The organism is Frisingicoccus sp. (genome assembly GCA_016298055.1).
In the GTDB taxonomy this organism is placed as follows: domain Bacteria; phylum Bacillota; class Clostridia; order Lachnospirales; family Lachnospiraceae; genus Frisingicoccus.
The window spans coordinates 1-12200 of the sequence record JAEDDO010000060.1 but is presented as its reverse complement, the minus strand read 5'-3'; the positions used below and the strand labels follow the sequence as shown (position 1 = coordinate 12200).

Below are 12200 nucleotides of genomic sequence, written 5' to 3'. Positions count from 1 at the left end.
TAAAATATAAACATTTTACCCAGAATTTTCCATCCCATAGCATAACAAATACTGTTCATGACAAACCCGGATATGGACGGCGATATGTCAAGCCAATGCTGAAGAAGCAGTGACATGCCAAGAATACCGCCTTCTGTAACTCCTGAAACGGAATGCACATTATAAAGGCCAAATGCCAAAAAGGCACTGGCCATCAATACCACAATACAATGCTGAATATTTATTTTTTTTAACACTCTATTACCTCCCCTTCATTGGCCTCTTCCATTTTTACCTCCTGGTCCGGTTTCTGATTTTCAAAGGAAACCTTCATGACCGCCTGAGACCAATTCAATGAAACATAAGCATATTTTTCTTTTTTTACGGCCTCCTCCTGGAAAATCTGAAGCAATTCATTCAGCACTTCTTTTGTGAGATAGCTTCCACGCCATTGAAAGACTAATTTTTTGCCCTTTTTTGCCGCCTGCATCGACCGTTTGCGGACATCTTCATATTTTGTGAAAGACACTTTCTTTTCCTGATAATATGTATGGCTTCCGTCCTCACAGACAGGAACCTTCCAGATTACCGGCTCATGGTCTCTGAAAATCTGTTTGTCATTGAGGTTAAAATAATCATGCCGTATCTCCTCCGGATCCCCCAGTGAATTGTCAAATGTGGCATCCAGATGATAGTATTTTCCGTCGATCCGAACAATATTCCATGCATGCCGGTATTTTATCCCCTTCTCCGGATTTGCGCCGGAAATGGCAATAATACACCATATATTGAGCGCATCACAGAGAATTTTGACAGATTTGGCGATTCCTTCACAGACGCCCACCCCCTGGCCGAGAGGTCCGATAATTTCATGGGAATAGGCCTTTTTTAATTTATCATAGCGGACGTTCTGACAAATAAAATCATGAATAAACAATTCTTTATCTTTATCGCTGAGTTTTTCAGCCTGACGAGCAAGTTTTTTCACACGAGCTTCCATTGCTTTCTGATGATCCATCAATTTATTCTTTTTAAAAAGATACTCCGGTACCATTTCCACATTTTCAGAGTCCGGATAAAATTTATAACTGAATTTTACTGAGTAAAAAAGCTTCGGATGATCCAGACGCAGAAGGAAATAAATATCTGCCAGTTCCCTGTCACTGAGTCTTGGCACCGGAAAGGATGGTGCCATCGATGAAAGCCCCTCTTTCATCGCATGATAGGCTCTCTGCTGTTCTTTATTTAATTGTTCATAATAATATGGCATAGCCGGTCACCGCCTTTATTTAAATATTTCTCCATGATTGAGAGACAAAGTACTGTATAAAAAAAGAACATCCTGATCTTTGAACGTCATGTATTGTTCCAAAAGATCCGGGTGAATATAACGAATATCAATAAGTGTAATTTTTTTATAAGCTCCGACAAACAGAGGTGCAATGCTGCTTCCGAAGGAATCACGAAAGAGAACCAATTCTTTATCCGAGGATGCCCAAGGATTTGTTATTGTCACCAGAGCCAGAGAACCGGAAAGAAACATTTCATAGGGATCCCTGCCCTCCGCCTTTTCCATATCGTATACCTGAATCCTTCTCTGATTCTCATAATCAAAAACGTCGCAGTTTTTCAGCGTCTCATTCATGAGATAATACAGGTTTTCCCCCTCTGTCGGGAGAGCATACTGTCCGGAAAGATTTCCGTAAAAGGACTGCTCCATTTCACAGACCTCATACTGTTCATCGAGAGTTATCCCCATTTCTGCCCCGATTCTTTTTGCAGTATCCACAATTTTCTCCTGACGCCAGTGAATATCCGTCTTATAAAAATCATCTGCCTCAAGAAGATCAGCAATTGAAATATAGGTCATATACCCGGTATTCTTCTGCATCTCAGCAAAAAGTTCTTCATAATCCATCCGCAAATATCCGCCGGGCTCAGCAAGAAAATAATTTTTGTCCGGAATGATTGAAAAATAGAGTTTTACATCCGTTCCTTCCATATATTTATTATAAATATAGAGAAACCGGTCGGACACTCTGTCAAGAGATTCCGGATTCAGAGGGTATTCCATCTTGCAGATATGATCCCCGGATTTATATATCCCGTGCTGATCCTTTTGTCCGAATATTTTCTGTGACATAAGTGCTTTCATTCCCCGAAAACCGTCTCTAAATGGAAACTGATCGACAACGTAAGATTCAAATTCGCCCATAAACTTTCCGGAAATAACCCTTTCTCCCGAAAGTTCCGGGAACTGAGCAAGTTTTCTTCTCTCGCTCACGGAAAATTCTTTGTCCGGTTCCAGCCAGTGCATGATTGAAAAGAGAAGAATCATAAAAGATATCATCAGCACTATGACTTTATTTTTCGTTTTTTCTGTCATATCCTGTTCCTTTCCCGTCAAAACCGAAAATACAAAAAGGGATTAAACGATCCGTCTACAAGACAGGCTGTAACCGCCAACAGCAGCCCTGTCAAAAAAATCGGTTCCACAATCGGCCATCTTCTTTCCACTTTTGCGGCAATCCGTTTCGGCAAAGGTGTCGCTCCCACAAGGGCCGCTGCCATCATCCCGCCATAACTTCGAAGATAATACTGACTCTCATTTGAAATGAAAGCGATGTGTCCGAAGCCAAACAGACCTCCGATATTTTTTATTGCCTGCGCCACACTGTCAGCATCAAAAATCATAAAACCGATAATAACGACACCTGTCAAATAGACATGTCCCAACCAGGAACTTCTTTCAAGTTTTTTTAAGAACCAGAGTTTTTCAGCTACAAGCAGACTTCCAAAAAACAGTCCCCAGACAATAAAATTCCATCCGGCACCATGCCAGAGACCGGTAAGAAGCCATACTATCCCAACGTTAAACAACCACTTTGCCTTTGTACCCCGGTTTCCTCCCATAGGAATATAGACATAATCCCGAAACCATCTTCCCAGAGACATATGCCACCGTCTCCAGAATTCAGTAACACTTTTGGCGATAAAAGGATAATTAAAATTCTTTGGAAGGGCAAATCCAAACATATGCCCAAGGCCGACAGCCATATCACTGTACCCTGAGAAATCAAAATAAATCTGAAGGATCAGTGCGATTCCGTACATCCAGAAAAAAACAACCGATTTGTCAGAGGATGTCTTAAAAATTTCACACAATTCCCCCAGTGTATTGGCAAGAATAACTTTTTTTCCGAGTCCTAAAATAAACAGGCGCAGCCCCCGGGCCATACCGTCCAGGGTACATATGCGCTCATCCAGCTGATGCGCTATAGCTTCATAACGCACAATTGGTCCTGCTATAAGCTGGGGAAACATGGAAATATACACCGCAAGCTTTACAATATTTTTTTGTGCAGCCATGCCTCTGAAAACATCCACCTCATAGCTTATGATCTGAAATGTATAAAAACTGATACCGAGGGGCAGCACAAGTTTTAATAAAGGAAAACTGCTCCCTGTCAGCCGGTTGATGTTTGAAATAAAAAAATCCGTATATTTAAAAATGCCTAACAGTCCCAGATGGATGCCGACCGACAAAATCAATCCCCATTTTGCCCGAACCCTGCCTCTGAAATGTTCCATCCACCTTCCGGATATATAACCGATCAGAATGGAAATGACCATAAGAAGCACATAGTTTACTTCGCCCCAGGCATAAAAAACAAGACTTCCTGCCAGAAGAACAGCATTTTTCATTCTTTTGGGAACAATAAAATACGCAATCAACATGACAGGAAGAAAATAATATAAAAAAGTAATACTTGAAAACAGCATTTTTGCCAAAATCTGATCAGCTCAGATTTGCCTCCACTTCAAGAACCGCACTGTCGCCATAAACTTCTTGCACTTTCGCCTTGAAATTTTCCATATTTTCTGTCTTTCCAAAAGCGGAAACCACATATTCACCATTGACTGTAAATATACTCAGCTCATCCGGGAAACCGCACATCCACTGGGTATTCATAATATTTTCCTTCAGATTTTCCACAAATGCTCCGCTATTGTCCCCATCTTTCAGATGAAAAGCCGCTCCTGTAAAGGTATTGCTGTTCATCATATGCATCAGTGATGCCGCATCATCGATGAGTTCTAAACTGTTCTCAGGAACATAGAGTACATACATCAATGTATCTTTTTCTTCCAGACTCACATTGCCGGCCGCATTGTCCTTCATGTGCTCAGCATCACCGCCGGTTGCCGGAAACTTTGCATCATCCGGGAAAGCATCCCATACTTTATTTAAAAGTTCTTCTGATGAAGCTATATCCGCTTTAGCCGTTTCCTTTCCGGAGCATCCTGCCAAAATACCAATCATTGCCATCACCATAAAAAACGTCATTATTTTTTTCATTTTCTCACCTTTCATACTTTACTGTTTGCCACCTGCTCTAAAATCTATTCTGTCAGAGCTTATCTTCGTTTATTCGCTGTACTTTTTTACAATATCATGCATTTGTTTCCATTTTTGCTCCATATCGTAAACCAGCTTAAACTGGGTACGGGCTCTGTCCAGATTGTGTTCCTCTCTGCTTGTTTTGAAATAAACATCATTTTGCAAATAATCTGTTAAAAACCGCATGCCACACTCATAGGTCATGATTTTTGCCCCCATCGGAAGCAGTTCCAACTCTCTCCTGGTCAATTTTCCCTCGCAGCCTTCAATAAATCCTTTTGTGTATACCTCAAAAAGTTCCATACTGCAGCTGACTTTATTCAGATCTTTCTCATCTTCTTCGCCCGTACTTGCGCCAAATCGTATGGAATCTCCAAAATCATACATGGCAAGCCCCGGCATCGTCGTATCCAGATCAATAACGCAAATACCTTGTCGGCTGTCGTTGTCGATCATAATATTATTCAACTTCGTATCATTGTGGGTCACACGGATCGGCAGCTCATTCTTTTCAATAAGATCTGTAAAAAATCCGGCCTCATGCTCTCTGTCAAGCACAAACTGAATCTCTTTTTCTACTTTACATGCTCTTCCGGCCAGGTCTTCCTCAACAGCTTTTTTAAAAGTTTCCATACGAACCTTCGTATTATGAAAATTCTCTATTGTTTCATGTAATTTTTCTGCCGGAAAATCCGCTAACAGACACTGAAAATGCCCAAAAGCCAACCCACTCTGATAAAAATCTTCTGCGTGTTCGACAACTTCATAGCAGGTCGCATCTGTAATATAGACAAAAGATCGCCAGTACTCTCCCTCCGCATCTACATAATAGGGCATTCCGTCTTTTGTCGGAATCACATTCAATGTCTCCCTGTATGGATTGCCTCCCCGTTCTTCTATTTTTTTATGCAGAAAAACTGTTATATTCACAATATTTTCCATAAGCTCTACAGGTCTTGGAAATACTTTTTTATTCATCTTCTGCAGAATAACCCGAATATATCCCATCTTTCCAATCTCATAAGTGAGAAGATAGGTATCATTTATATGACCGTTCCCCCACGGTTCAGCAAACATCAAATTTCCCTCAAACTGAAAATTCGATGCAATATCGTATATTTTTTTCATTTTTTCCTGTGTCATCTCGCCACAGCCTCCGTTTCACACCAATATGCCTCTGTATTATAAACCATGTACGGCATAAGGTCTACTAAACCTCGCTCTTTTTTACAAATTTGTCTGTATATGACATTTTTTGGTGATGAAACAAAAAGACATAATTTAAGGGCTATCTGATAATTTTTTCAAATCAGATAGCCCTCTTAATGAATAATTGTAAGTTTCACTGTATAACCTCTCTTTCTTTAATTTTTGAATTCAATCACTATGGATCTCTTCCTCCCATGTCAAATCTCCTCCTTTACTTAGAAATATCTATGTAAACTCTTTTAGAGATTTCTTCTTATAATCTTTTAAGTACCTATCCCATTGGACTTTCCTCCTGTTTTTGTTTTATTAGTCTTTTCTTTTGATGGTTTTATTTTATCTCATTATTCTTCATTTGTCAACACTTTTTTCTGATTATTTTAAATTTATTTTTATATTTATCTGAAAGATAAAAGGACAGGTTCCGTGACTCATAGCTCTGAGTCACGAAACCTGTCCCTTATAACCGGCCTTTAAAATCCTCATACCCGAATTCTGCCATAAGTTCAATAGCTCCCTTTTCTTTCCACAGATAAATATGGGGCAAAGGCATTCCGTTAAATGTATTGTTTTTGCACATGGTATAAATGGCCATGTCCTCAAAAATCAGCTTTTGTCCTTCCGTGAGAGGACCCTTAAAGCTGTAATCACCGATAATATCTCCTGCAAGGCAGGTCGGTCCGCCAAGACGATAGGTGTAAGCGTATTCTCCCGGATTACCGGAATTTCTAAGCGGTGGTCGGTAAGGCATCTCAATTACATCCGGCGTATGGCACGCTGCCGACATATCGAGAATTGCCAGACGAAAATCTCCGTTTCTAAGTACATCCAACACCTCGGTCACGAGATAGCCCGCATTTAAGGCCACAGCCTCTCCCGGTTCCAGATATACCTGTACATGATACTTTTCCATAACATCTCGGATACATCGCTCAAGGAGAGCCACATCATAATCTTTTCGAGTGATATGATGACCGCCTCCCATATTAAGCCACTGCATCTCCGAAAGGAATTCTCCGAACTTTTCCTCTACTGCCCGGAGTGTTTTCTCAAGATCATCCGAATTCTGTTCACAAAGGGTATGAAAATGCAGCCCGTCCAGCAGACGTATATCTTCCGGTGTCATCTGGGCATCCCATTGAGCTCTTGTTGTTCCAAGACGGCTTCCGGGAGCACAGGGATCATAAATTTCATGCCCTTCCTGAGTCGAACATTCCGGATTAATGCGAAGTCCAATGCTCTTACCTCTGTCCTTCGCCAGCTTTCCATAGCGTTTGAGCTGAGACGGCGAATTAAATACAATATGATCGGCATACTGAAGTATTTCTGAAAATTCATCTGCCCGGTAAGCACCACAAAATACATGGCACTCACCTTCCGGCATCTCTTCCCGTCCAAGTCTGGCTTCATAAAGACCGCTGGCCTCTGTTCCTGCCAGATACTCAGATAATAATGGATATACTTTATAATTCGAAAAGGCTTTCTGGGCAAGAAGTATTTTACATCCTGTCCGCTCCTGCACACCTTTTAAAATTTCTCCATTTTCTCTCAGACGTTTTTCATCAATCACATAGCATGGTGTATGCAGCCCATTAAAGGCCTCTGACATATTTCTATCCATAGAACCATTATTCTCCATCATTAGTCTACTAATACAGGTGCTTCACTGATACTGCGAGGAAGACCGTATTTATCCAGAGCGTCTAAGAACGGATCCGGATTCAGTTCTTCCACTGTATATACACCCGGTTTATTCCATTCGCCTGTAAGCATCATTAAAGCACCGCACATTGCAGGAACTCCGGTTGTATAACTGATTGCCTGAGAACCGACTTCTTTGTAGCATGCTTCATGGTCACACACATTATAAATATACCATGTTTTATCTTTTCCATCTTTTTTGCCTGTAAAAATACAGCCGATGTTTGTTTTTCCCTTTGTGCGTGGTCCAAGGCTTGCCGGATCCGGGAGAAGGGCTTTTAAAAACTGAATCGGAACAATTTCTTTTCCTTCGTACATAATCGGTGTTGTTGAAAGCATGCCCACATCCTCAAGACAACGCATATGATCCAGATAGCTCTGTCCGAAAGTCATAAAGAAACGGATACGTTTTACTTCCGGAATATTTTTAGCCAGAGATTCAATCTCTTCATGATGAAGCAGATACATATCTTTCATACCCACCTGATCAAAATCATACTCTCGTTTAATCGTCATCGGAGGGATCTCGATCCAATGACCATCTTCCCAATAGCTTCCCGGGGCAGAAACTTCACGAAGATTAATCTCCGGATTAAAGTTTGTGGCAAAAGCATAACCGTGATCGCCGCCGTTGCAGTCAAGAATATCAATCGTGTCAATGGTATCAAACTCATGCTTCTTCGCATAAGCACAGTAAGCCTGAGTTACACCCGGATCAAATCCGGAACCGAGAAGTGCCATAAGACCGGCTTCTTTAAATTTTTCCTGATATGCCCACTGCCAGGAGTAGTCAAAATAAGCTGAAAATCCGGCTTCTTCACAGCGTTTTTCATAAATTGCACGCCACTCAGGATCATCCGTATCTTCCGGTTCATAGTTTGCTGTATCCATGTAATTCACACCACATGCCAGACATGCATCCATAATCGTTAAATCCTGATATGGAAGAGCAATATTCATGACAAGTTCCGGTTTATATTCCTGAATAAGAGCGATCACTTCCTCCACTTTGTCCGCATCCACCTGTGCTGTTGTAATGACCGTTTTTGTCAAAGGTCTTAATTTTTCCGCAAGCTGATCACATTTGGATTTTGTACGGCTGGCAATACATATTTCTGTAAATACATCACTCACCTGACAGCATTTCTGAATGGCAACAGACGCCACGCCTCCACATCCGATTACAAGTACTCTGCTCATTATTTTCCCTCCTGGTTTTTATTTTTTAAAAGTGCTAATAATAATTCTCTTACGACCTTGCATGCCAGAGCCGTTGAAGCTCCGGATACATCGAGCATTGGTGCCAGTTCATTGACATCCGCTCCCACAACCTTTGTTTCGGATACTTTACAGATAGCCTTTAAAAGTTCCGGAAAGCTGACACCGCCCGCTTCCGGTGTGCCTGTTCCCGGAAATGCGGAAGGATCCAGACAATCCAGGTCAATTGTAAAATAGACCGGAATGTCATTTTCTTTCAGACGATCAACAACTTCCTCTAACCCGTCAAAGCAGAACCGATGCATATCTGTGTGCTGTGCCGCAAACTCAAACTCTGCTTTTTCACCGCTTCGTATACAAAACTGATGGATTCGCCCGTCACCGATCAGATCATGGCAACGTCTGAGCACGCAGGCGTGACTTAATCCCACACCAAGATACTCATCCCGAAGATCTGCGTGTGCATCAAAATGAATGATATGGATATCCGGGTATTTTTCAAGCACTGCCCGAACAGCCCCAAGTGTCACAAGATGCTCACCGCCCACCATCAAAGGCAGTTTTCCGTCACCAAGAATTTCCCGCGTTCTTTCCTCAATATCATCTAAGGCCGCTGAAGAACTTCCGAAGCACAGCTCCAGATCACCGCTGTCAAATACGGCATAATCCGTCAATTCTTCATCCTGATAAGGGCTATAAGTCTCAAGGCCAAAGCTTTCATGGCGAATGGCCGATGAGCCAAAGCGTGCCCCCGGACGATAGCTTGTTGTTGAATCAAATGGTGCTCCGAATAATACGATCTTTGCATCCTCATACCCGGCATCGCAGCCGATAAAGGTTTCCACATTTTGTTTCACTTATTTTTCCTCCACTTCTTCCAGCATCTCTTCCAAAAATGCCGGCAGATAAAATGCTCCCACATGCAGTCTTGTGGTATAATAACGGGTTCTTAAATGCTGGCTGTTCCAACGTTCCGGATCCAGATCATCGATCGGATGATACTTCTTGCTGGCAAATCCAAAGAGCCAGTATCCGGCCGCATAGGTCGGTATATGGGCCTGATATACACGGCATATCGGAAATGTGCTGGCAATATGTTTATGACTTCTCTGCATGGCTGTCGCATCTTCCGCATAAAAGGGACTTCCCTGCTGATTGACCATAATACCGTCTTCCTTTAAAGCCTTATAACAATTGCCGTAAAATTCTCTTGTAAATAACCCTTCGGATGGTCCAAAAGGATCATTTGAGTCAACAATGATCAAATCGTATTTGTCCTCACAACGACGAATAAATTTCAGAGCATTTCCATAAGAAATATGGACTCTCGCGTCATCCAGACGACAGGCATTATCCGGCAGATACTGACGGCAGGCTTCCGCAACCATCTCATCCATCTCCACAAGATCAATACGCTTAATCTGCTCATAACGTGTCAATTCACGCACAACACCGCCGTCACCGATACCGATGACAAGCACTTTTTTAATATTCGGATGAACCGCCATCGGCACATGGGTGATCATCTCATCATAAATAAATTCATCCCGCTCTGTCAGCATGATATTTCCGTCAAGCACAAGAACTTTTCCAAACTCCGGAGTCTCAAGCACATCAATCTTCTGATAAATACTTTTTTTTGAATATAATTGACGATCTACTCTCAGACTGAGTTTTACATCCGGCGTATGATTTTCACTAAACCACAATTCCATATCGGTCTCCTCATCTTCCGCTTTATTTTCAGGATCCTATTTCAGCACGTTCAGACATAAAATATCCGGGTCTGCCGGTCCTGTCATATTACATCCCTTTTCTTTCGCATAGTTAATATATCTTAAAATATCGCCTGTGATCTTCTCGCCCGGAGCCAGAATCGGAATTCCCGGCGGATAACACATAACAAACTCACTGCATATTCTTCCTTCGGTTTCCATCAGAGGCAGACTTTCTTTATCCGCATAAAATGCCTCCTGTGGGCTGACAACAACTTCCGGATCAATATACTCCTGTGTCAGCATGCCCGAAGGGTCTTTTTGATATCTTCTCCGAATCTCCGCAAGTGCACTGACAAGACGTTCCACATCTCTCCAACGGTCACCGATCGATAAATATGCAAGAATATTTCCCAGATCACCGAATTCAATCTGAATATCATAGTCATCACGGAGTGTATCATAAACTTCAATTCCCGCAAGCCCGATATCCAGCGTATGGATACTGAGTTTTGTCGGGTCAAAGTCATATACGGAATCTCCGTTAATAAGCTCTTTTCCAAATGCATAATAACCGCCGATCTGATTGACTTCCTCTCGGACATATGCAGCAATATCACATACTTTTCTAAAAACCTCTTTTCCCCGAAGTGCCAGATTTCTTCTGGAAATATCCAGGCTGGACATTAAAAGATAACTTCCGGATGTGGTCTGAGTCAGGTTGATGATCTGACGAATGTACCCTTCCTGCATATTCGGTCCGGCAAGAAGGAAACTGGACTGGGTCAGACTTCCTCCGCTCTTATGCATAGATACAGATGCCATATCCGCTCCGGCCGCCATCGCTGAGATTGGAAGATTTTCTCCAAAATAAAAATGGGTTCCGTGAGCCTCATCCGCCAGACAAAGCATTCCGGCTTTATGTGCCATTTCTACGATGGCTTTTAAATCCGAACAAATACCATAATATGTCGGATTATTGACAAGAATGGCAACCGCATTCGGATGTTCTTCGATGGCTTTTGCCACCTGTTCACGCTTCATCCCTAAAGAAATACCAAGTCGGTGATCCACCTCCGGATTCACATAAACGGGTATCGCCCCACAAAGTACAAGTGCATTGATCACACTTCGATGAACATTACGCGGCAAAATAATTTCATCTCCCCGCTTACAGGCCGTCAATACCATACTCTGTACAGAACTGGTCGTTCCTCCTACCATAAGAAATGCATGGGCTGCCCCAAAAGCTTCCGCAGCCAGCTGCTCTGCCTCTCTGATGACCGAAACCGGATGGCACAGATTATCCAGTGGTTTCATACTATTGACATCCACACCGACACACTGCTCTCCCAAAAATCGTGTCAGTTCCGGATTGCCTCTCCCTCTTTTATGTCCCGGCACATCAAAAGGTACCACTCTCATTTTCCGAAAACGTTCCAGAGCTTCATAAATCGGTGCTCTGGACTGGTCAAGTTTACCATTTTTCATCCCCGTATACCTGTCTTTCCTGAATTTAACTTTCTTATGAAATCGAAAAAAGCAAGGTGCTAACGCACCTTGCTTTACTTGTTATTTCATCAAAATCAAATTATTCTATTCGCTTTCAGAGAACACCGGATGATCCCCCGAAGATCCAATTTCTGCTGTGTATCTGATGAGAATTCAATTTGTCAGAGTCTATATAGCAATCATACTTTTACTACTCTTATTGACTGTTTCACAAGTCAGCGCGTTTCGCACTTATCCGTTTTATAAGAAAACAACTTATAGAATTTGAGCTCTTAACTCCCGGAATTCAATGAATTCCGCAATCAATAAGGCAACGAAAGTTACCTGTCGGCGCTGGACCCGGCTGTCCGTATGGCCTTAACTTCCGGAGGAAGTGGTCCGAATTGCTCTGAAAAGACTCTGATTAATCTCATCTTTTCAAAAAGTAATTTGATTTTATCATTATTTCCAAAACATGTCAATCATCC

At 42.1% G+C, this 12200-nt stretch carries 11 protein-coding genes; all 11 read right to left on the bottom strand.

Going from position 1 to position 12200, the window contains the following annotated elements; genetic code table 11:
• Window positions 1–236: YitT family protein (locus QZZ35_RS06420; RefSeq protein WP_291236648.1), on the bottom strand; the 236-nt coding region annotated here is incomplete at its 3' end.
• On the bottom strand, window positions 230–1249 hold the full coding sequence (locus QZZ35_RS06415; protein WP_291236647.1) for a transglutaminase domain-containing protein: 1020 nt from the start codon (window positions 1247–1249) through the stop codon (window positions 230–232). The genes QZZ35_RS06415 and QZZ35_RS06420, both read right to left, overlap by 7 nt.
• Window positions 1250–1264: 15 nt before the next feature.
• Window positions 1265–2365, bottom strand: coding sequence for a DHHW family protein (locus QZZ35_RS06410; protein ID WP_291236646.1), 1101 nt, complete (start codon window positions 2363–2365; stop codon window positions 1265–1267).
• 17 nt (window positions 2366–2382) lie between these two features.
• Entirely contained in the window at window positions 2383–3762 is a 1380-nt protein-coding gene (locus QZZ35_RS06405; RefSeq protein WP_291236649.1) for an MBOAT family O-acyltransferase, read from the bottom strand.
• A 16-nt stretch (window positions 3763–3778) separates the two neighbouring features.
• Window positions 3779–4339 (bottom strand): hypothetical protein, encoded by a 561-nt coding sequence (locus QZZ35_RS06400; protein WP_291236645.1) that lies wholly within the window; start codon window positions 4337–4339, stop codon window positions 3779–3781.
• A 69-nt stretch (window positions 4340–4408) separates the two neighbouring features.
• Complete coding sequence (locus QZZ35_RS06395) at window positions 4409–5524, bottom strand: phosphotransferase enzyme family protein (RefSeq protein WP_291236644.1); 1116 nt, start codon at window positions 5522–5524, stop codon at window positions 4409–4411.
• 523 nt (window positions 5525–6047) lie between these two features.
• Window positions 6048–7208, bottom strand: coding sequence for a carboxynorspermidine decarboxylase (gene nspC, locus QZZ35_RS06390; protein ID WP_291236643.1), 1161 nt, complete (start codon window positions 7206–7208; stop codon window positions 6048–6050).
• A 20-nt stretch (window positions 7209–7228) separates the two neighbouring features.
• Complete coding sequence (locus QZZ35_RS06385) at window positions 7229–8488, bottom strand: saccharopine dehydrogenase family protein (protein ID WP_291236642.1); 1260 nt, start codon at window positions 8486–8488, stop codon at window positions 7229–7231.
• Window positions 8488–9363 (bottom strand): agmatinase, encoded by an 876-nt coding sequence (speB, locus tag QZZ35_RS06380; protein WP_291236641.1) that lies wholly within the window; start codon window positions 9361–9363, stop codon window positions 8488–8490. The genes QZZ35_RS06385 and speB overlap by 1 nt, the downstream gene beginning before the upstream one ends.
• Window positions 9364–10221 (bottom strand): polyamine aminopropyltransferase, encoded by an 858-nt coding sequence (gene speE / locus QZZ35_RS06375; protein WP_291235089.1) that lies wholly within the window; start codon window positions 10219–10221, stop codon window positions 9364–9366.
• Window positions 10222–10257: 36 nt separating this feature from the next.
• Window positions 10258–11712 (bottom strand): aminotransferase class I/II-fold pyridoxal phosphate-dependent enzyme, encoded by a 1455-nt coding sequence (locus QZZ35_RS06370; protein ID WP_291236640.1) that lies wholly within the window; start codon window positions 11710–11712, stop codon window positions 10258–10260.
• Between the last annotated feature and the right edge of the window lie 488 nt (window positions 11713–12200).

Coding starts and splice junctions, on each gene's coding strand:
- QZZ35_RS06415 (WP_291236647.1), bottom strand. CDS start 1,249: ATGCCATATTATTATGAACAATTAAATAAAGAACAGCAGAGAGCCTAT.
- QZZ35_RS06410 (WP_291236646.1), bottom strand. CDS start 2,365: ATGACAGAAAAAACGAAAAATAAAGTCATAGTGCTGATGATATCTTTT.
- QZZ35_RS06405 (WP_291236649.1), bottom strand. CDS start 3,762: ATGCTGTTTTCAAGTATTACTTTTTTATATTATTTTCTTCCTGTCATG.
- QZZ35_RS06400 (WP_291236645.1), bottom strand. CDS start 4,339: ATGAAAAAAATAATGACGTTTTTTATGGTGATGGCAATGATTGGTATT.
- QZZ35_RS06395 (WP_291236644.1), bottom strand. CDS start 5,524: ATGACACAGGAAAAAATGAAAAAAATATACGATATTGCATCGAATTTT.
- nspC (WP_291236643.1), bottom strand. CDS start 7,208: ATGGATAGAAATATGTCAGAGGCCTTTAATGGGCTGCATACACCATGC.
- QZZ35_RS06385 (WP_291236642.1), bottom strand. CDS start 8,488: ATGAGCAGAGTACTTGTAATCGGATGTGGAGGCGTGGCGTCTGTTGCC.
- speE (WP_291235089.1), bottom strand. CDS start 10,221: ATGGAATTGTGGTTTAGTGAAAATCATACGCCGGATGTAAAACTCAGT.
- QZZ35_RS06370 (WP_291236640.1), bottom strand. CDS start 11,712: ATGAAAAATGGTAAACTTGACCAGTCCAGAGCACCGATTTATGAAGCT.